Raw genomic sequence first — 20,906 nt, 5'->3', positions numbered from 1 at the left:
CCGAAACTGAGAGGAAGCGCGCTGTTTCGATCGCTCTTCGACCCACCCTCGAGCCGAGACCAGCGCGATAGCGACTCGAGAGAAATGTCAATTAGACACTGTCTATCCTCGGAAACCGAAGTTTTGATCCGGGTTTACGAGAGAGCGGCGGTATGGCAACGCAACGGAATTCGGTCGATCTCGTGGACGACACCGTCGTCCGGCAGTTCGCTCGAGCGGCGGTGCTCGCGGCACTGATCGGTGTGACAGCGCTAGTTGGGATTCCGTATCCCCTCTCGCCGGCTCCGGTCACGCTTCAGGTATTGTTCGTCTTCCTCGCCGGACTCGTCTTGGGTCCAGCCTGGGGGGCGTTTTCGCTCCTGTTGTATCTCACAGCGGGTGCCGCCGGGGTTCCTGTGTTCTCGAACATGACCGCCGGTATCGGTGTCCTGTTTGGAAACACGGGCGGCTATCTGTGGTCGTATCCAATCGCCGCGGCCCTGATCGGCGTCATCGTCCACCGCGGGACGGAGCTCCGCGATCTGCGCGACGTACCGCTCACGGTCGTCGTGGGTGCGCTCGTCGCGGCAACGATCGTCATCTACGCGCTGGGATCGGTGTACATGTCCTTGGTGCTCGAGATGACGCTCTGGGAAGCCGTTACGGTCGCCGCGCTCCCGTTCATTCCAGCTGAGATCGTCAAGATGACCGCCGCAGTCGCCATCGTCAGATCCGGCCGGATAACGCCGGTTCGATCGTGACGAGGCAACGATGATCGAGTTCGAGTCGGTCTCCTACGCGTTCGAGGACGTTCCCGTCCTCGAGGACGTCTCGCTCTCGATCGACGACGGCGAATTCGTCCTCTTGGCGGGGGGGAACGGCAGCGGGAAGACGACGCTGTTGCGCCACTGCAACGGCCTCCTCGAGCCCGATTCCGGCGACGTTCTCGTCGATGGGACACCCGTCGCGGAGGACCTGATCGCCGCGCGCTCGAGCGTGGGCATGGTCTTCCAGCACCCCCGCGATCAGTTCGTCGCCGCGACCGTCGGCGCGGACGTCGCCTTCGGGCCCGAAAACCTCGGACTCGAGCGCCGGGAGATCGATCGCCGCGTGACGGCCGCGCTCGAGGCGGTGAACATGGCCGGTCGGGAGGACGACCGAATCGACGCACTCTCGGGCGGCGAACAGTCCCGCGTGGCGATCGCTGGCGCGCTCGCGATGGAACCGACCCACCTCGTCCTCGACGAACCCTTCACCGGGCTCGACGAGCCCGCCCGCCGATCCGTACTCGAGCGCCTCGAGTCGCTGGCGGCCGACGGAACCGGTGTCCTGCTCGCGACCCACGATCTCCGGGATGTCTGTGGACTCGCGGATCGCATCATCGCCATGCAGGACGGTCGCGTCGCCGTTGACGGACCGCCTGCGGCGGCGCTGGCGGAACTCGAGGGCCTCGAGGTCCGCGTTCCGAGGCGGTGATCGCGATGGCCGATCTGAGACGACCACCGCTCTTGCCCGAAACGGCGGCCGGAGGAAGTCGATGCTGACCTACGAGCCCGACGAGACGCTCGCACACCGACTCGATCCCCGGACCAAGTTAGCGATCCAGATCGGGTTCGCGGCCACGGCACTGGCGCACACGACGCCGCGAGCGCTGGCCGTCCTCTCCGCAGTGACGGCGATCGTCCTGTTTAGCGCGCACGTTTCGATCCGACGGACGCTCGTCGACTACCGATTTGCGCTGCTCATCCTCGCGCTCGCCCCGCTGATCGCGGGCGTCACCCTAGGTGCTCCCTGGTTCGACACCGCGGACGCCGCCGCGTCGGGGCTGGCGAGCTACCGCGTCCTGCTCATCCTGCTCGTCAGCGCGGCCTACGTCCGGTCGACGCCGGTGCGGGACTCTCGAGCGGCGATCCAGCGGACGATTCCCGGGAAGCCGGGCCAGCTCCTCGGGATCGGCGTCGCGCTCGTCTTTCGGTTTCTGCCCGTCTTGCAGGGGGATCTCCGGACGATCCGCGAGGCGATGGCCGCCCGACTCGGGACCGAACGCAGCGCGGTCGACCGCGCCAGCACGATCGGGATACTCGGCCTGACGCGGGCGTTCGACCGCGCTGATCGCCTCTCGCTCGCGCTGCAAGCTCGGTGTTTCGCGTGGAATCCTACGCTCCCGCCGCTCTCCTTTTCGTATATTGACTATCCCGTCCTCGTGATCGCCGTCGCTCTCGCGTTCTCGGCGTTCGTCTAGCTCGGTCGGTTTCGAACGATACGTTCGACAGAGACGCCGGATACGGCGCGAACGTGCAGTGAGAACGGGACGATCTTCGCGACCCGGAATCGAGAACTCGAGCGAGAACGCTTCCTCGTCGTCGACGGCGTTCCGCCGCGGTTCGTCGCGATGATGTCTCGTAGTTGGCCGACCGTGGCGGCATGTCCGAGAGGACCAGCTCGACGAACTCCTCTTCATCCATGTTAATCGCTTGTCGTGACGAGGTCACCGATCGGCGCGGTGGACGTGCCGTCGATCAGGGAGGTGGTCATGCCCGTCGTGGCCGGGCGTGGAGACGGTCTCGATGGTCGTGTCCCCGACCTCGGTGGTCTACCGGCGCGCCGCCGACGGACCGACTGTGTCGCCCGATCGAGGGATACACCAACGAATGAACGAGGCGGCACGGGGTCCGCGACCGTCCACGACCACCTCGAGACGCTCGAGCACGCGGTAGAACCGTCACTCGAGATTTCGCCGTACTCCTCCGTCGATAGCCGCTTGATCACGGGAACACTCTATTTGATATCGCAACATGTGATTTACCACGGGCGCTGGCTGGCGATTAGCCCCGGTTGAGTCGGCCGGATCGCAGCAGTAGCTCGAGCCTCGAGTCGCTCACAGCTTCATCGGACGTTCATGCCACCGTTGGCTGCCGGACAGTGATCTCGGCGGAACCCGGCCCAAATGAGTCGTCAACCCGGAAGACAACAAGCCCCTCGTTGAAATCGATTGCTGGACGTAGCGAATCAGCGTCCCGAGTTATTCCCCTTGGATCCGCTTCTCACGTTGTCCATTGAACAGTAAGCCGCTTCGAGTCGTCACTCTGTTCGTAATGTGCGTCGCCAAAAGAGCCGGTGAAGGGATTTGAACCCTTGACCTAATCCTTACGAAGGATTCGCTCTGCCAGTCTGAGCTACACCGGCACACTCTCTTCGCTCGTGTCCCGTGCATCGGCGACGACCGTCGCCTCAACACCGGCGCGAGTGCATTCATTTGTAGGACCGATACCAGCCATAAGGATTGCGAATCGGTGCGCTCGTGCCACGGGAATACGTGTCAGATTACGGGCTTCGTCTCTCCTGATTACCGCTCGAGGCGAACGTCCAGACAGACGTTCAGCTCATGGGGGGCGTAGGACCGGACGGTGTGGCGGGTTTCGACGGTGACCGCGTACTCGGGTTCGGCGGCCGCGCGAATCGCGCGTTCGCCCGGGCCGAACGGATCGTCCTCGTGTTGGATGTCGTAGTAATGGAGGGTACAGTCGTCGCTGGCCAGAGTGACGGCCGACTCGAGGAAGTCGTCGGCGCTGTGGGGGAGGTTCATCACGATCCGGTCGGCCCAATTTTCGTATTCGGCGGCCACCTCGCGCACATCGTCGTTAATGGCGGTCACGCGGTCCGCGACCCCGTTTCGGCGGGCGTTCTCACGGAGGTAGTCGATCGCCTCGGCGTTGATGTCCACGCCGACGCACGTCGCGCCGCGTTTCGCGAACGGGATCACGAAGGGGCCGACGCCGGCGAACATATCGAACGCGTGCTCGCCGTCGGCTCGCGGGCCCTGCCCGCTCGCACTTTCCGAGGCCCGTTGGGCCTCGCTGACCTGCTCGGCCACGCGGTGGCGCTCGGTCGCGAGCCGCGGCGAGAAGTAGACCGTCGCGAGATCCAGTGCGAACTCGCAGCCGTACTCGCGGTGGACGACCGTCGTGTTCTCGCCGGCGAGCAATTCCCAGTCGCGCACGCGCGTCTCGCCTTTGACTTTCGAAGCCTTGTTCAGTACCGTTTCCGCGGGGAGATCCGACTCGAGGATCGCATCGGCGATCTCGCGTGCACGTTCGGGATCGTCCTCGTCGATGAGCGCGGCCTCGCCGAGTCGCTCGTAGGTGGGGTCGAACGCGAGGAGATCCGCGGGCGTCGTCTGCTGCTCGCGCTCGGTGACTGTCCGGGGAACGATCTCGCACTCCTCGAGCACCGCTGACGCGGCGTCGGGGTCGGTGATCGGAATGTAGAGCTGGCCGTCTGCGACGCTGATCTCGTAGGTGTCGTCGATCAGATCCGCATCGGCGAGCGACGAGCGCGTCGCTTCCCCCGCTTCACGCGCGACGCGGACGCACGGCACTTCCATACACGAACTGGCCGGCGCGCCGCCGTAACGCTGACGTTTCAGTGTCGATCCGCATTCGTTCCGATAAACCAAAAAGCGCTATAGCAATTTCTCGCTGCTAGATGTTGAGACTACAGTGGGTTTAGCGGGGCTGTGATGCGTGAATTTGACCGATTCGGTCAGCGGAAACTACCTCAAATCGCTCTCTAAACGGCCATTCTTGTTACACTGCCAATTATATGGGCGAATTTTCGAGACGTCCAGCAGTGTAGCCACTCAGACGGCGCGCTAACCCGAATAGAGCACCTCACTACCCGATTCCTGTCTCCTTCTTCAGCAGCGTAAGCGTGTTGTCCGCTGTAATCAGCGGCGAATGTTCATACTCATCGGTCAACTCGACCTGTACGAGCAGATCGACTGCTCGCCAGATAGAGTACAACAGACAGGCGAACGCGAAGTAGAAGAATCGGAGTCCGAAATCCTTCGAGGTCGTCGCGGCCATGAACTGCTTGATCGATTTGTAGCCGCTCTCAATCTCCCACCTGTAGCCGTACTCGGTGAGGTGGCCGCTGCCTCGGTTTGTCATAAACACCGAGTACTGCCGGTAGTCGTCGTGTTCAGAATTCTCCTTCCGACGATAGATCAGCGTCGTCTCGTGCCACTCGTTGTTCCCGAGGTGGAGCTTCCGGTCGGTTTCGTATCGGCTCTGATCCCGTTGGAGCATCCGCTTGACCTGGGCTTTCTCGCTGGTCTGCATCCGCTTTGGAACGACGTAGGAGAGCCCGCGCTGGCTGATCATCTCCAAGACATGCTGACTATCGAACTTCCGGTCCATCAGCACGTTATCGACATGGACGAACTCTTCAGCCGAATCCAGCAAGTCCTCGACGCTGTCTTTGCGTGACTCGCCTTTCCGTACCGGGCGGGCATCAAGAACGAGAGGGACGGCGTTACCGACCAGTTGGACTGTCGCCCACTGATAGGCGTACTCGTCGGTCTTTTCTTTCGTCCCAATAATCTCGTCCTCGTGACCGCTTCGGTCCCCCGTGAAGGAGTCGGCTTCAGTGATGTCGATTGCGATGATTCCCGCCCGGAAGAATTCCGCTGTCTCCGCAACTTCGTTCAGAAGCCTATTGATGGCCTGGCGGTACATCTCGCGAACCAGTTCAATCGAGAGGTCACGAATATGTTCACGGTGGGCGTGCCCCAGCGGCGTCCGATCCCGAGTCGATTCGTAGACGAAACTGCGAGCCCCTTCGTTCGCAGCTAGCTTCTCACGAAGTCCGAGATCCGTCTGTAAGTCCCAGTAGGTGTTCTCGTGGATCTCGCAGCCGTCGCCACGACTCAGTGAGAATGCTGGAAAGACAACACGGCCAACGCGGTCTGTGATCTTCTCCGCTTGCTCCAAGATACTTTGCTCGTCCGGTATTGAATCTATATCGTCGCTATCCCGGTACCGGAACTTCCGTTGAGGGTCGCGTGTGACCGAAACACCCGCATTTTGGGCTTTGATGAGAATCGTCCGAGCGGCCGTCTCGACGGTTTCGCGAAGATCTGATTCATTGGCAGTAGAATTTCGGGCCGACTCACGTGATCGAAACCTTCGGCTTATCCCTCTTAGAGCCCACCAGTAAAACATGATATACGATGCCTGATGGCTCTCGCGACACACAGATAGGGCAGATCGAGCTGGTCGCATCAGGGATCCCCGAGTTGGACGGGCTACTCAACGGCGGGTACGTCCGGGGCCGGACATATCTTCTCCAGGGGGTTTCGGGAACGGGGAAGTCGCTTCTCGGACAGCACTTCCTGCGGACGGGACTCGATGCCGACGAGACGGTCGTCTACATCCACGGTGAGGAGTCTAGACAAGACATACTCGTCAACGCAGCACAGTTGGGTGTCGACATTCGGGACGCCGAGTTTCTCGACATCGGACCCGGGACGGACTTTTTCGCCGAGGACAAGTCGTACAACTTGGTCGAGGCAACCGAGGTCGAATCCGAGCGGTTCACGCAGGACATCAAACAGGTGATCGAGGACGTCGACCCGGCCCGGATTCTCATCGATCCGATCACACAACTACAGTACGTGGAACAGGACCAATACCAGTACCGGAAGCGGTTGCAATCGCTCATCCGGTTTCTTCGGGACCGACAGGTGACAACAGTCGCGACGCGAACACTCAACAGGGAGAGTACTCCCGAGTCCACGCACGACGATTTCGAATCACTTAGTGACGGCGTTATCAACCTGTATCTCGACGAGCACGAACGTCGGATCGCGGTCCCGAAACACCGTGGCCTCGGACAGGTTGACGGCACCCACGGGCTCGAAATCCACAAGGATGGGATGGAAGTCTACCCACAAATCATTCCAGAACACGACAACCGAACGTTCGATCCAGAACTCATCCCCACCGGACACGACGCCCTCGACGATCTCCTCGGTGGCGGACTCGAACGCGGTACCGTCTCGTTCATTAGCGGTCCGACCGGCATCGGAAAGTCGACCACCGGCGCACAGATACTCTCGGGTATCGTCGAACACGGGGGGACGGCACTCGGATACCTTTTCGAGGAGTCTATCGATCAGTTCGTTCATCGTTCGGAAGCCCTCGGACTCCCGATCTCCGCGATGCAGGCCCAAGGATCGCTGCAGTTGACAGAGACCGAACCCCTCGTGCGTTCGGCCGAGGAATTCGGCCAGCACGTCCTCAACCAGACCGAAGAGTACGCGCCGGACGCTGTGTTCATTGACGGCTTATCGGGCTACAAGATCTCTCTCCAGGGCGACGACCAACGGCTTGCTCGCCGCCTTCACGGCCTCACCCGGGTACTCAAGAACCGTGGTATTGCAGTCATCGTCACTGACGAAGCAGACCGCCTTACCGGCATCCCGAAAGCCACCAGTACGAACACGAGCTACATCGCGGACAACATCGTGTTTCTCTCCTACGTGGAAGTCGACGGCGAACTCGACCGAGCGATCGGAGTCATAAAGAAGCGACTCGGGGATTTCGACAACCGATTCCACCGGTTCTCCATTGTGTCCGGCGAGGGAATGGTCATCGAGGGACCGTTCGACAACGTTCGGGGGATTATGCAGGGCACTTCAGCATCTCGCACCCAGGACGGGCACAACCAGACGACTGATCAGCCATGACCGACCGGTCAGACAGCCAGGATGGGGGACGACACACGATACAACTCCTGGTTCACGGAGACAGCGATCGGGAAGCCCTCGAAGAATTTCTCGACGGACGGTACGACATCATCGATGATGACACCCTCCAACCCGTCGATTGTTACCTCGTCGGTGAGCAGATGGTGCCAACGTATCGTGACGCGTTACGGGAGCACAAACAAGAGGAGCATCCGACCTTCACTCCCGTACTGCTGATTCAACAGGAAGGATCGAGGGGGAGGGTCCCACTGCCGTCCGAGCAGAACGGTGACGGCCCACCGCTTATCGACGAAGTGATGTCAGCACCCGTCGACCGGATGACCCTGTTTCGTCGGGTAGGGAACTTGCTGGCCCGGCGCGAACAGTCAGTTGAGTTGTCCGAGCGCTACGAGGACATCCAGACTCGGTTCCAGCGGCTATTCGATTCCACGAATGACGCGCTCTTGGTGGCTGCGCCTGCCAGCGACGAGATCACCGAGTGCAATCCAGCAGCGTGTGATCTCGTGGGATACACACGCGAGGAATTGCTTTCGGTATCCCCGGCTGAGGCGATCCATGCGGACGACCGTGAGCGGTTTCACTCATTCCTCCAGGACGTACAGGTGGCCGGTCAAGGATCGACCGACGACCTCACGTGTCAGACGAAGGAGGGAGAAAAACGGCAACTAGAGGTGTCGGCTGCGACGCTCGAAGACACCGAACAGTCACCGATAATCCTCTCGGCCCGGGATGTGACCGAACGGAAGGAGTACGAACAAGAGATCGAACTGAAGTCACGGGCGATGGACGAAGCACCCGTCGGGATCACGATTACCGATCCCGACCGAGAGGACAACCCGATGGTCTACGTGAACGAGGGATTCGAAGCGCTGACCGGGTACTCCAAGGCGGAAGCGGTCGGTCACAACTGTCGGTTTCTCCAGGGCGAGGCGACGCGAGAGCAACCCATTGCCGAAATGCGGAAGGCTGTTGACGAAGCCGAGCCAGTGTCCGTGGAACTCCGGAACTACCGAAAGGACGGCAGCCAGTTCTGGAACCGCGTCAGTATCGCGCCGGTAAGAGACGACGACGGCACCGTCACTAATTACATTGGGTTCCAGAAAGATATCTCCGAGCGCAAAGAGCACGAGCAGGACTTGCAGCTGTTCAGGAAAGCTGTCGAGAACGCGGGACATGCCGTCTTCATCACCGACAGAGAGGGAACGATCGAGTACGTGAACCCAGTGTTCGAAGCCCGATCCGGCTACACACGTGCCGAAGCTGTCGGTCGGGCGTCCCGCATCCTCAAATCGGGCAAACAGGACAGCGAGTTCTACGAACGAATGTGGCGAACGATTCTCGCGGGCGACCAGTGGGACTCCAATCTGATCAATCGCCGCAAGAACGGGGAGCTATACCATGTCGATCAGACGATCTCGCCGATAACGAACGACGCAGGAGAGATCACGCATTTCGTCGCGCTCGAATCCGACATGACGAACCGGCGGCTGCGTGAACAGCAACTCGAGGTTCTCAATCGTGTGTTGCGCCACAACCTCCGGAACGGAATGAACATTATCGAAGGCCGTGCGACGATGCTCCTGGATGCGCTTGACGACGAACCGCTCCTGACACACACGAGAGCGATCGAAGAACAGTCAGCGGCATTGTCGAGCCTGAGTGATCAAGCCGGGACTGTGCGGTCACTGTTCGACAATGAATTCTCCGGTGAGACCGTCTGCGACATACCGCAACTACTGAACGAGGTCGTCGACGAGTTCTCGGACAGGTATCCCGACACGGTACTCACGGCCAGCACCCCCGATTCTGTCTACGCCCGGGCAGACAATCGGTTGAAAACGGCACTGTCAGAACTGATAGGAAACGCAATCATCCACAACGACCAGCCCACTCCAGAGATTACGGTTACTACCAGATCACCGAATGAAGACCGAACCGGCGAGTGGGTCGAAATCGTGATTGCGGATAACGGACCAGGGATCCCGGATCAGGAACAGAAGACGATTGAGTCAGGTGAGGAAACGCCGCTGCAACATGGAAGTGGCCTCGGACTGTGGATTGTCTACTGGACTGTGTCACTGTTCGGGGCCGAAGTCACACTCGAGGACAACTCGCCGCGTGGAACACGCGTTGTATTGAATCTCCCTCGGGCGTCCGTCGACTCCTCACGTCAGGTCACGCCCGTCGATCACCACTGACCGCCGGACATACTCACGCCGGACCCGAGAGACAGATAGACAGCACCCTATCGACGCGGTTTTCGAGCAGCGGGACCAGTTTTTGCCACGCGAGTAAACGATACCGGGTAGACGATATTGGACATTATTATACTCCCCACACCAATTGACACCAATGGAAGACGCTGAGACGTCGAAAAACCGGAGTGAGAATCAGGCCGACCGGTATCAGAGGCTCGTCAAAGAGTCCAACGATGTCGCCACGATCATCGACACAGACGGAACGATAACGTACGTAAGCCCCGCCGTTACCCGAGTTCTCGGCTACGATCCGGAGGAATTAGTCGGAAGCACCGGATACGAATACGTGCATCCCGACGACCAGGAGCGAAACGCCGATGCAGTCGAAGCCGTTGTGGAGACCCCGGATGAACCCCAAACCGTCGAACTCCGATTCAAACACGCCGATAGCACTTGGTGCTGGATCGAGGCGACAATGCGGAATCGACTCAAAGACGATGTCATTGAGGGTATTCTACTCAACAGTCGGGAGATCACCGAACGGAAAGAACAAGAACGCGAACTTCGCGAACTCGCCCGGGAGTACGAGGCCCTTCTAAACAACGCAGAGGACGCGATTTTCTTTTTGGATGTCGACATTTCGGGCGATATTACGTTTCAGTTCGACCGCCTCAGTCCGGCATACGAGCGACAGACCGGGATTACGACCGAACAGGTTCGTGGACAGACGCCACGCGAGGTGTTCGGTGAGGTACGGGGAGCGGAACTAGAGGCGAACTATTACCGCTGTGTCAAGGCTGGTGAGCCGATCTCGTATCAAGAAGAGTTCGAGATCGACGAAGGGGCACGCATCTGGCAGACAAGCCTCGCGCCGATTACCACCAACGGTGAAATATCTCGCCTCGTTGGAATTACCCGGAACGTCACTAACCGCGTCAAGCGGGAACGACATGTCCGTCGTCAAAACGAGCGACTCGACGAGTTTGCGAGTGTCATCTCACACGATCTTCGCAATCCGCTAAACGTTGCACAGGGCCGCGCAACGCTTCTCGATGAACAGACGGAGAGCGAACACACTGGTCCGCTCGTACGGGCGCTCGCCCGGATGGAGGAGATCGTCATGGACACGTTGACGCTCGCTCGACAAGGCGACACGATAGACGAAATGGGGTCGGTCAGTTTGACTGATCTCGTCGGGAAATGCTGGGGAACGGTAGACACAGGCCAGGCGACCCTCGACATAGCTGATGAGGTGATGTTCAAAGGTGACGGTGATCGGTTGCAACACGTGTTCGAAAACCTGTTCCGAAACAGTATTGAACACGGTGACACGGACGTGACCGTTCGTGTCGGATCTGTCGACGAGGACACCATCTACGTCGAAGACGATGGGTCTGGGATTCCCGCAGACAGCCGCGACGAGATTTTCGAACCGGGCTATTCGTCGACGAGTGGCGGCACCGGCTTCGGAGGCTCTGTTGAAACCCTTAGTGAGTTACAGATTCAGTTGGAAGCTTGCGTAGATGCAGACCCTCCCAAAGTCTCGGTTGCTCCAATTTGTCGAGCAAGCATTTCACCTTGCCCAGCGAGCAGTCTCACGCTATTCCTCAAAGTACTCGAAACAACGTTACACGCTTCATCAGCACGTTGTTCTGCTATGTCTCAAAGTTCGGAAGAACACGACCTATCGAACACTTCTCGACGAACTCATCGAAATGCCTCGTATTCGGAATGCAATCAACCTCACTGAACTTCCTGCCCCATCAACGCTGTGTAAAGCGTTTGATAGACTCGATATGGCTGTCTGGCGGGTGCTTCTCAACCTCTCCGTTTCACTGCTTCCAACTAACGGTGTCGCAGGTATCGACGCTTCTGGGTTCGACCGCAGTCACGCCTCGAAGCACTACACGAAACGGGCGAAGATGACGATTCAGCAACTGAAAGTCACGCTCTTAGTCGATACGAGAGCAAACGCAATTCTCGATCTCCACGTCACAACAACCCGAAAGCACGATACGCAGATCGCACCGGCACTCATCAACCGCAATGCAGCTGAAGTCGGAGTGTTGCTTGGAGACAAGGGATACGACGATCAGCAGATTCGGGCAACGGCCCGCGAAAATGAGATCCGCCCACTGATCAAACACCGTGAGTTCTCCTCATTGCAGAAAGCGTGGAATGCTCGGCTAGATTCCGACCTCTACGGCCAGCGGAGCCAGAGCGAAACGGTGAACTCTCGACTCAAGCGTAAGTACGGTGCATTCGTCCGTTCACGACGCTGGTGGAAGCAGTTTCGTGAACTCGCCCTTGCGTGTCTCGTCCACAATCTCGACCGAACTCTCTAATGACTACTCAAGCCTTGCTATTGATTGTCCGCGATCCGTTCGACAGCGAGTACGAGTCGATAAAAGAGGTAGACCACGAATAGTCCGATTCCGATACTAAGCAGTCCACCCCATACTGCAAGCCAGAGGGTGATATTAGCAGTAACAAGAACACTATACAGGAGGGAAACAAGGAGGAGGCCGGCGATGGTGGGCACAGTAAACCGGGGAACCTTGGTTTGCAGGTCGGCAACGCTCATAGGATCTAATGAGGGTACAACTAGAATAAATCTTGTGAAGCGTCAGGCTCTGTTCACACCTGTAGTTGGGGAGTTTCCACGAAGAAATATATTGCAATAATAGGGTTTCAACAGAGCCGCTTCGGACTAACCATCGTAAAACGGATCGTGGAGGCTCACGGGTGGACGGTATCTGTGACAGACGGATCCGAAGGGGGGGCACGGTTCGAGATGTCTCAATAAAGAGATTGCCAGTACTCATGCACGCTCTGTTTACGGACGTCCCACGCTGCCGTGCGCGGGGTCCTTCACGCTATCCGGACACAGAGTCTTCAACAGATTCTCCCGCTCTGACGCCACGCGTATAGTTTTCCGTGACAGTTCCGGGCCCTAATTCGGCGCCACGGTTCGGGTATCGTGGTTAACACCCTGGTCCAATCAAATCAGGATACATGATCGGCTTCCAGTAGATCCGGAACCGTATGCATTGAGACGACCAGTCTCAACTGGTGCTCGCTGCTGGGCGCGGGAGCCAAGAAAATTGACTACGTAGGTGAATAGAAGCGCGCGCCACCGAACGTCGATTGGTCAGTCCAAGCGGTCCATGGTTTTTCGATATCGATCGGCATCTCATTTCACGATTCTCGAGCGAGGTACTCGAGCGCCTCCTCGTCGCTCACCTGCCCGAAGGTCCGGTAGTACTGGCCGACGGCACGGAAATCCGCGGGCGTCTGGATGGCGATCACCGCGTCTGCCTCGCGCTCGAGGTCATCGATGGCCCGCGGGGAGCCGACGGGAACGGCTACGCCGACCCACTCCGCGCCGGTCTCTTGCACCCGTCGGAGACAGGCCGTCGCGGTCGCCCCGGTCGCGACGCCGTCGTCGACGATCAGGACTCGCTTCCCCTGCAGGTCGGGTAGCCCGTCCGTATCACGGTAGCGATCGGCCTTTTCGCGCGCGTTGTCGGCTTCCTCGGCCCGGATCTCTGCGAGGTACGCTTCGGAAACGTCGAGCCGATCGATCAGGTCGTCGTTCTCCCAGACGCTGCCGTCGCTGGCGACCGCGCCAAGTGCCACTTCGGGGTTCTGCGGTGCGCCCATCTTGCGCGCGACGACCACATCAAGGTCGGCCTCGAGCGCGTCGGCGACCGGTTGCGCGACCGGCAGGGCACCCCGAGGAATCCCGAGGACGACGTCGACCGCGAGGTCGCGGCGCTCGAGTTCCGCTGCGAGGCGTTCGCCGGCGTCGGTTCTGTCGTCGAACATGAGCCTGTTGGGCAGTACGGTGTCGACGTACTACGCGCTTGCGCCGCATACGCCGACGCGATCCGATAGCCGTTCCAGAGCCGATTTCGCCGACCGATCGAGCGTTACGGGTCACGTCGCCGCTGAAGCCGCCCGCGAACGATCGGCGTCACCGGGAACACTCCGACGCTGACTCGCTCGATCTCGAGGACGTCGAACGCGTCGTGTCCGACGAAGCGCTCGACCGTCTCGCGGTTCAACTGACAGCCGCCCGCAGCGCGTTCCCACAGCGGCGTGAGGGCGTCCTGCGCTCGAGCCCGCCAGCCGTCGTTACGGACGTGCTCGAGGAAGCGCAGTTCACCGCTCGGTCGCAGGACGCGCGCGACCTCCTCGAGCGCCGTCTCGGGGTCGGCGATGGTACAGAAGACCAGACTCGAGAGGACGACGTCGAAGCTGTCGTCGGCGTACGGTAGTGACTCGGCGTGGTCTCCGCGGAGGTGAACCTCTAGGCCGGTTCCCCGCGCCTCACGGGCGGCCCGGCGTCGCATGTGCGGATCCGGTTCGATCGCGTGGTACTCGAGGTCGTCGCCGGCGGCGGCCACGTACGGAATCATTACGCCGTTGCCCGCGCCGATATCGAGAACGCGACCGGAGAGGTCGGCCGCGAGGTACTCGCGGTGGGGGCCGATCAGAAACCGATCCGGCATAAATCGATCGTACAGCGCGGCGAACGCGGGGTGTGAGATCGTCCGATCGCCCGCGGCGCACCGTGGAGTACTGTCTGTCATCGTGCCACTCGGCCTAACGGACGGTGACCTGACTAAAACTCGTTTTCCCGTCGGTGCTCGAACTCGTCGCGATCGGTTTCGGGACGGATATCGATCGGTGTCCTGATCGGCAGAGAGGATAGTTAGTACGTTTCAGCTCAATCGATCAACCGACGGCGGTGGCGCGCGCTGGGCTGCGGTGAGCGACTAGCGAACCGCAATCCAAAATCGTGCGAGGGATGAGTGAGCGAGCCTGCGAGCGAACGAATCGGCTGGGGAGGGCGTGGCGATCCCCTGTTGCCACGATAGCAGGACGACTCTTCTCACTCTCAGCCGGTTGGAGTAACCGTGACAAGGAAACGGAAATCAATCGGGGTTCGATCCATCTGCTCACTTACGGCCAGAGACCGCGCATCTCGTGGGCCTCGGAGACCCGATCGAGCGCGACGGCGTACGCCGCATCGCGCCAGGAGACGTCCCGCCGTTCAACCTCGTCTTTGAGGGTGGTCCAGGCCGTCACCATCTCGGACTCGAGTTCATCGTTGACCCGCTCGAGTGACCACGTGCGACGGTTGATGTCCTGGAGCCACTCGAAGTAGCTGACCGTGACGCCGCCGGCGTTCGCGAGGATGTCTGGAATCACGCAAATTCCGCGGTCCCCGAGGATCGCGTCGGCGGCGAACGTCGTCGGGCCGTTTGCCCCTTCGACGACGATGTCGGCCGCGATGGCGTCGGCGTTATCGGCGGTGATGACGTTGCCGACGGCCGCGGGAATCAACACGTCGACGTCCAACTCGAGCAGTTCGGCGTTCGAGATCCGGCGCGGTCCGTCGGGTCCCCCTTCCAGGGTGGCCGCGAACTGCGTGACGGCCTCCGGCTCCTCGTCGTGGGACGGGATCGCGTCGACGTCGACCCCGTCTGGATCGTAGACCGCGCCATTGACGTCGCTGACGGCGACAACCGTCGCGCCCCACGCCTCGAGCAGGCGCGCGGCGTTCGCGCCGACGCTGCCAAAGCCCTGGACGGCGACGGTCGTCTCGGCGAGCGGGTAGTTGTAGTACTCGCAGGTCTCCCGCGTGACGATCGCGACGCTCCGACCGGGCGCTTCCTCGCGGCCGAAACTCCCGCCGATGACCGGCGGTTTGCCGGTGACGACGCCGGGGATGGTCTCGCCTTCCTGCATGCTGTAGGCGTCCATCAGCCAGGCCATCGTCTGCGGGTCAGTACCCATATCCGGTGCTGGGATGTCCGTGTTCGGTCCGATCACGTCGCGGATCTCCTGTGCGAATCGACGCGTGAGCCGTTCCGTCTCGTCGTCGCTCAGCGACTTCGGGTCGACGACGATACCGCCTTTCGCGCCGCCGAAGGGGAGATTCATCACCGCGCACTTCCAGGTCATCCACATCGACAGCCCGACGCACTCGTCGCGGGTCACGTTGGGGTGGTAGCGCAGGCCGCCCTTGTAGGGGCCGCGGACGCTGTCGTGGTGGGCCCTGTAGCCGGTGAAAACTTCGAGCGAGCCGTCGTCGCGTTCGAGGGGGATCGTCACCTCGTGGACCGCTGTGGGGTGGGAGAGACGTTCGATGACGGCGTCGTCGATATCTAGCTGTGCGGCGACGCGATCCAGCTGTCGGCGCGCGGTCTCGAGTGCGGTTTCGGCGTCGGTCGATTCAGCCGTCGCTTCTCGGGTCGGCGGCGAAGAACGGTCCTGAGAGGCCATACTTATTCGATCGGTGTCCCTCGATTGCGCATTTCGGCACCGCATTCGGGACAGGCGTCCGGAGCAGTCGCACGAACGACGGTTCCACAGTCGAAGCATTCGTAGGTCGATTCCGCCTGCGGGTCGACTTCGGCGTCTTTGTGGTTCATGGGAGAGACGACTGACGAGGTGACAGGGCACTCGTCCACCAAGGAATACAAGGTATATTAGGATGAGTATATCCGTCAGATAACTAGCGTCGACAAACGAGAGGGGGTCACTATTCAACCCCTTCCGATCGAGGTTCCGGCAGTCCGTTTTCGTCGAACACGACTTCGAAGAGCGTTCGCTGCACGTGCCGGACATGCCGGTAGAACGCTGCCGGCGAAATTTCGAGGGCGTCGGCGACGTCTTCGCCCGAATTCTCGCGCGGCGATTCGAAGTAACCGCCGTAGTACGCGAGCGTGACGACCTCGAGCTGGCGATCGGTAAGCCGATCGTGCAGCTCCGAGCGGAGGTCCCGCGGCGTCGTCCGTTCGACGGTCCGTTTCGATCTGAGCTCGACGTCCGAGAACGCCGTCGAGACGATGTCGGCGCTTTCCCTCGCGTCGGCCGATCGGGGAACGTCGATCACGACCCGGGCGCTCGAAGGGGTCGCTTCGACGCCCCGTAACACCGCCCCGTGATCCGCGAGCCGATCCGCGAGCACCGGACGGGAGAGATGCAAGAGGACGCCACCGCCGACGCCATCGTCGGTGTCGATGGTCTCGCTGTCGGTGGTCTCGGCGTCACTAGTATCGGCATCGGCAGTCGGCTCGCTGTCGCCGTCTCCGCCGCCGTATTCGTCCGTGTGAATGACCTGTGCGCGCTCGACGCCGACCAGCTCCGCGGCCGCAGTCGCGACGGCGGCCGGCGGCGCGCCGTCGACGGTCGCGACCACCGACGCGCCCCGTTCGTGCTGGCGAACGACGCCGTCAGAGGAGAGCACGCAGTCGGCCACTCGAGCGAGTCGTGCGAAGACGAACGTCTCGTCGGCCACCTCGAACTCGAGTCGCGTGTTCTCGTCCGAGACCAGCGCACGCTTGCGTTCGACCGCGGCGATCGCGGACGCGATCGTCTCGCCGAGTTCCGCGAGCACGGCGCGGATCATGTCGTCGAACGCGTCGGGACGGTCGGCGTAGACCGTCAGGACGCCGTACGTGAACTCGTCGTACGACAGCGGGACGCTCGCGGCCGACTGATACTCGCGGGCGAGCGCTTCGGAGCGCCACGGTTCCTCGCGGAGTCCGTCGGCGACGTTCGAGACGACGGTCGCCTCGCGATCGGCCGCCGTCCCGACCGCGGGTTCGTTCGCGTCCGCGAGCGAGAGCGAGACGCTATCGAGATACTCGCTGCCGTTGCGTGCGCCACCGTGAGCGCGCGGCTCGAGGCGATCGCCGTCGGCGTCGAGCTGACCGATCCAGGCGAACGAGAACCGGTCGGCGGCCGTGAGTCGATCGCAGACCGCTCGTTCGATCTCGGCGCGGGTTTCCGCCTCGACCAGTGCCTGATCGAGTTCCCTGATAATCTCGTTAATCCGGTTGAGTCGGGTGAGCTGCCGATTTCGGCGCTTGAGTTCGCGATCTCGCTCGCGCAGCGTTCGCTCTCGTTCGACCCGGTCGAGCGCCGCTTCCGCGGTCGCCGCCAGCAGGTCGGTCACCTCCCGGGAGACGTCGTCGAACGCACCCGACGCAGTCGACCCGACGACGAAGACGCCGTGGTCGCCGAGCGGGACGTACGCGGCGCTTCGCAGGTCGGTCTCCGGATTCGAGAGCGACGCGGCGTCGTGAACGTCCGCGAAGAACTGGCTCTCGCCGTCGATGAAGACACGGCCCGGAATGCTGTCGTCCGTCGCCCGGTGGTCGTGGATCGGTCCGTGTAACCGTTCCATGCCCGACGAGGACGCGGCCGGTCGTAACACGTTCACGTCCGTATCGAACAGGTACGCGGCGCTCGCCTCGAGGTCGAGGACGTCCGTCGCGTCGTCGACGATGATGTCGGCGATCTCGCGATCGGTTTCGGCGTAGAGGAGTTCGCGAGCAGTCCGATGGAGCGCCGTCAGCGCCTCCTCGCGGCGCTTTCGCTTCGTGATGTCTCGGCAGCTGTAGAGGGTCGTCCCGCCCTGAATCGAGACTTCGCGGACGTTGACCAGCAAGGTGTGCTCGCGGCCCGCGCGGTCGGTCGCCGTACACTCGATGTTGGTCAACACGCTCGCCGACTCGAGTTCGTCGCGGTCGAAGAGGTCCGGCTCGAGCAGCTCATCGATCGTCCCCATCTCGTGAATCTCGTTGTCGGAGTAGCCGAAGATGAAGTGGACGTTCGGACAGACGTAAGTGAACTTACCGTCGTCGTCGGTGATGAGGACGGTATCGGTCATGTTGTTGAGCGTCACCCGGTGGAGTTCCTCCGATGCTCGCAACTCCCGCTCGAGTCGGGCCCGCTCGGTGACGTCGCTCGCCCGTGCGAGCAGCGAGACGATGTCACCGGACGCGTCGCGGACCGGCCGGATGGTCACTTCGAAGGTGGAACCGTCGGTCGGGTCGGCGGGCTCGCTCGCGGAGCCGTCCTCCTCACGGCCGGTTGCACCGGTATCAGCTGTACCCGTGCCATCGGTGCGGATCTGCGTCAGCTCTCGGTGTGCGATCTCTCCGCTCCGCGCTCGGTCGATCGCTTCCCGGAGCGCTGTTCTTCCGTCTGCGGTACACTGCCACCAGGGAAGCGCCGCGAACGGCCGGCCGCGGACGTCGCTCGCGGTCGCGCCGATTGCCTCGAGTGCGGGTTCGTTGGCCCGTCGGACGGTTCCGTCCGGTTCGAGCACCCACGAGTGCGTTTCCGCCCCCTCGAAGATCGCGTCGAACTGGCGCGCGCGCTCTCGTTGCTGCCGTCTCTCGCGCCCCTGCGAGAGCGCCCGTTCGATCGCCGCTTGGCAGTCGTCGCTCGAGCCGTCGCCGGTCCGATCGCGCGGCACGTACGCCGTGACCCCCGTCGCAATCGCCTCGCTGGCCAGTTCTTCGTCGCCCTCGGCCGGCGCGAGCACGACCGGAAGATCGGGGTCGCGCTCCCGAACCGCCTCGAGGAGGTCCAGTCCGGACGTCTCCGCGTCTGAAAGGGACTGTGCGGTTAGGAGGCAGTCGATGTGGTCCGTCTCGAGTCGCTCGAGCGCCGCGGTCGCGGTCGGCACCGCGACCACCTCGAGCGCGTCGTCCCCGAGGGCGGCCGAGAGGACACCGGCTCTCGGTTCGGGCGGCTCTACGACGAGGAGTCGGGCCTCGTCGAGCGTCCGTGTAGAATCCATTCGTTTCCCATATGAGCCCCTGAAGATAGAACCTATCGCTCCGTTGGGCGGTCGACGCCGACCGATACTCGGTCACCGCTTGAGGACGCGCGACGAATGGCGTGGCTTTTCACGACGACGGAATCGACTGCCGGGCGCGATTTATCGCTCGAAAAAGTCTCCGTTCGAAAGCGTTACAGCCGAAGCGGCCTACCGATTCTCGTCCAGGGAGACGGCCTCGTCCTCGGACATGGCGAGCCAGGCCTCGTCTCGAGCGATATCGGCGATGACGAGGTGCGATTGACCGTCGATCTCGTCGATAGCCGCCATCACATCGCTCGACCCGTCCACCTGCCGTCCGACCGGCGTCGCTTCGGGTGTCATGTTCGAGTATCTTCTCACAGACACTATGAATGTTTCGGAAGTAGCCCGATTGCTGTTTGGATTTCGGAAATAATGCGCCTATTTCTGTTACGCTCTATTCAAATCTGGAACGCTGATCGAATACCGGAACTCGAACCGAGCGGGGCGTCACTCGTCGGGGGCGACCGACTGAACGTGACCGACCACGCCACTTTTCAATTTCACGTGTGGGCCTTCGGGTTCGTCACCGTAGACCGTCCCAATCTCGCCGATGATTGGCTCCGTGTCCTCGGATTGTGGGTCCGCATCGTCCTGGACGATTTCGACAGCCATCCCTTGTCGCAGTTCCTCGGCGGTCGGTCGTTCGTTGGACATGGTCGGAGATGATCCGAGTATTTGGAAAAGGACACTGCCTGCAGTCGCCGCCGTCCGAGACCGTTGCGGTGATCGTCGAACGCAATCCGGAACCCGAAACTCGAACCGTAATCCGAAACACGAACCACGATCTGACAGTCGGACCGCGATCAGGCATTCGAATCGCTACCCGTTCGTCACTCCTCGTCGAACTCGAGGGCGGCGGAGTTGATGCAGTAGCGCTTGCCGGTCGGTTCGGGGCCGTCGTCGAAGATGTGGCCGAGGTGGCCGCCGCAGTCGGCACAGAGGACCTCGGTGCGGCGCATGCCGTGGCTGGTATCGGTTCGGGTCTCGATTCGGTTGTCGTCGGTGTCGTAGAAGCTGGGCCAGCCACACCCCGACTCGAACTTCGTCTCGGAGTCGAACAGTTCGGCCCCGCAGCCGGCACAGGCGTACGTGCCGTCGTCCTTGTGATCGACGTACTCGCCGCTGAACGGCGATTCGGTTCCTGCCTCACGGAGGACGTGATACTCCTCCTCGCTCAGTTCCTCGCGCCACTCGTCGTCGGTTTTCGGCCGGTGGTCTGCCTCGTTGCTCATGGCGAACGCTAGGGGAGAGACACTCAAGAGTCTGTCTGCGAACTCGGTCTCGGACCGCGACGGAGTACCGCCCTACTGGGCTCGCCGGCTCGAGGACCTGTCGTCACCGGCTGGTGATGACGTCCGTGCTCTCGCAGTCGGGACACTGCGTCATTCGGCCCAGTTTTGGGACCTCGATTCGCTGCCACTCGTCGTCCCCGCCGGGCGCTTCGAAGCCGCAGTTGCGACACCGTGACCGTTCGTGTGTGACTACGTTACTGGCCATGTCCCAACCTATG

Annotated in this window: 16 protein-coding genes, 1 tRNA gene and 3 pseudogenes; 7 read left to right on the top strand and 13 right to left on the bottom strand. The window is 61.5% G+C overall.

Annotated elements, in window-relative coordinates:
* Positions 1 to 152: 152 nt before the first annotated feature.
* From ACEWFR_RS15785 to ACEWFR_RS15775, 3 genes are all read left to right on the top strand, one after another.
* Positions 153 to 740 (top strand): biotin transporter BioY, encoded by a 588-nt coding sequence (locus ACEWFR_RS15785; protein ID WP_374061959.1) that lies wholly within the window; start codon positions 153 to 155, stop codon positions 738 to 740.
* 10 nt (positions 741 to 750) lie between these two features.
* Positions 751 to 1,455 carry an energy-coupling factor ABC transporter ATP-binding protein gene (locus ACEWFR_RS15780; protein ID WP_374061958.1) on the top strand — a complete coding sequence of 235 codons (705 nt, stop codon included), beginning with the start codon at positions 751 to 753 and terminating at the stop codon, positions 1,453 to 1,455.
* 61 nt (positions 1,456 to 1,516) lie between these two features.
* On the top strand, positions 1,517 to 2,221 hold the full coding sequence (locus ACEWFR_RS15775) for an energy-coupling factor transporter transmembrane protein EcfT (RefSeq protein WP_374061957.1): 705 nt from the start codon (positions 1,517 to 1,519) through the stop codon (positions 2,219 to 2,221).
* Between the two features lie 96 nt (positions 2,222 to 2,317).
* Here ACEWFR_RS15775 and ACEWFR_RS15770 read toward each other — a convergent pair.
* The 4 genes and pseudogenes from ACEWFR_RS15770 to ACEWFR_RS15755 form a co-directional block, all read right to left on the bottom strand.
* Positions 2,318 to 2,496, bottom strand: a pseudogene (locus ACEWFR_RS15770) (MBL fold metallo-hydrolase); the annotation flags it as partial.
* A 595-nt stretch (positions 2,497 to 3,091) separates the two neighbouring features.
* Positions 3,092 to 3,165: transfer RNA gene (locus ACEWFR_RS15765), tRNA-Thr, on the bottom strand.
* A 160-nt stretch (positions 3,166 to 3,325) separates the two neighbouring features.
* A complete protein-coding gene (locus tag ACEWFR_RS15760; RefSeq protein WP_374061956.1) occupies positions 3,326 to 4,363 on the bottom strand; it encodes a class I SAM-dependent methyltransferase family protein in 1,038 nt (345 codons plus the stop codon).
* Positions 4,364 to 4,652: 289 nt separating this feature from the next.
* Positions 4,653 to 5,900 (bottom strand): annotated as a pseudogene (locus tag ACEWFR_RS15755) (transposase); the annotation flags it as partial.
* An 89-nt stretch (positions 5,901 to 5,989) separates the two neighbouring features.
* On the opposite strand from ACEWFR_RS15755, the gene ACEWFR_RS15750 reads away from it, so the two are divergent.
* From ACEWFR_RS15750 to ACEWFR_RS15735, 4 genes and pseudogenes are all read left to right on the top strand, one after another.
* On the top strand, positions 5,990 to 7,507 hold the full coding sequence (locus ACEWFR_RS15750; protein ID WP_374061955.1) for an ATPase domain-containing protein: 1,518 nt from the start codon (positions 5,990 to 5,992) through the stop codon (positions 7,505 to 7,507).
* Positions 7,504 to 9,726: a PAS domain S-box protein gene (locus ACEWFR_RS15745; protein ID WP_374061953.1), complete on the top strand. Its 2,223-nt coding sequence runs from the start codon at positions 7,504 to 7,506 to the stop codon at positions 9,724 to 9,726. Before ACEWFR_RS15750 ends, ACEWFR_RS15745 begins: the two co-directional genes overlap by 4 nt.
* Positions 9,727 to 9,880: 154 nt before the next feature.
* A pseudogene (locus ACEWFR_RS15740) lies at positions 9,881 to 11,191 on the top strand (PAS domain S-box protein); the annotation flags it as partial.
* 58 nt (positions 11,192 to 11,249) lie between these two features.
* Positions 11,250 to 12,071 (top strand): IS5 family transposase, encoded by an 822-nt coding sequence (locus ACEWFR_RS15735; protein ID WP_374061952.1) that lies wholly within the window; start codon positions 11,250 to 11,252, stop codon positions 12,069 to 12,071.
* Between the two features lie 17 nt (positions 12,072 to 12,088).
* On the opposite strand, the gene ACEWFR_RS15730 is transcribed toward ACEWFR_RS15735, so the two are convergent.
* The 9 genes from ACEWFR_RS15730 to msrB form a co-directional block, all read right to left on the bottom strand.
* Positions 12,089 to 12,310, bottom strand: a complete 222-nt coding sequence (locus tag ACEWFR_RS15730) for a hypothetical protein (protein ID WP_374061951.1) — start codon at positions 12,308 to 12,310, stop codon at positions 12,089 to 12,091.
* Between the two features lie 614 nt (positions 12,311 to 12,924).
* Positions 12,925 to 13,554 (bottom strand): phosphoribosyltransferase, encoded by a 630-nt coding sequence (locus tag ACEWFR_RS15725; protein ID WP_374061950.1) that lies wholly within the window; start codon positions 13,552 to 13,554, stop codon positions 12,925 to 12,927.
* Positions 13,555 to 13,658: 104 nt separating this feature from the next.
* Entirely contained in the window at positions 13,659 to 14,321 is a 663-nt protein-coding gene (locus ACEWFR_RS15720) for a class I SAM-dependent methyltransferase (RefSeq protein ID WP_374061949.1), read from the bottom strand.
* Between the two features lie 373 nt (positions 14,322 to 14,694).
* Positions 14,695 to 16,020: a glutamate dehydrogenase GdhB gene (gene gdhB, locus ACEWFR_RS15715; protein ID WP_374061948.1), complete on the bottom strand. Its 1,326-nt coding sequence runs from the start codon at positions 16,018 to 16,020 to the stop codon at positions 14,695 to 14,697.
* 2 nt (positions 16,021 to 16,022) lie between these two features.
* Positions 16,023 to 16,169 carry a rubrerythrin-like domain-containing protein gene (locus tag ACEWFR_RS15710; protein ID WP_374061947.1) on the bottom strand — a complete coding sequence of 49 codons (147 nt, stop codon included), beginning with the start codon at positions 16,167 to 16,169 and terminating at the stop codon, positions 16,023 to 16,025.
* 110 nt (positions 16,170 to 16,279) lie between these two features.
* Entirely contained in the window at positions 16,280 to 19,333 is a 3,054-nt protein-coding gene (locus ACEWFR_RS15705) for a GAF domain-containing protein (RefSeq protein WP_374061946.1), read from the bottom strand.
* 189 nt (positions 19,334 to 19,522) lie between these two features.
* Entirely contained in the window at positions 19,523 to 19,696 is a 174-nt protein-coding gene (locus tag ACEWFR_RS15700; RefSeq protein ID WP_374061945.1) for a hypothetical protein, read from the bottom strand.
* A gap of 147 nt (positions 19,697 to 19,843) precedes the next feature.
* Positions 19,844 to 20,050, bottom strand: coding sequence for a DUF2196 domain-containing protein (locus tag ACEWFR_RS15695; RefSeq protein WP_374061944.1), 207 nt, complete (start codon positions 20,048 to 20,050; stop codon positions 19,844 to 19,846).
* A 176-nt stretch (positions 20,051 to 20,226) separates the two neighbouring features.
* Positions 20,227 to 20,628: a peptide-methionine (R)-S-oxide reductase MsrB gene (gene msrB, locus ACEWFR_RS15690; protein WP_374061943.1), complete on the bottom strand. Its 402-nt coding sequence runs from the start codon at positions 20,626 to 20,628 to the stop codon at positions 20,227 to 20,229.
* Positions 20,629 to 20,906: the final 278 nt, after the last annotated feature.

Origin of the sequence: Natrinema sp. H-ect4, from assembly GCF_041894845.1 — an archaeon.
In the GTDB taxonomy this organism is placed as follows: Archaea; Halobacteriota; Halobacteria; order Halobacteriales; family Natrialbaceae; genus Natrinema.
Note: the sequence above shows the minus strand (reverse complement) of the source record. Positions and strands in the feature narration are given on the sequence as shown.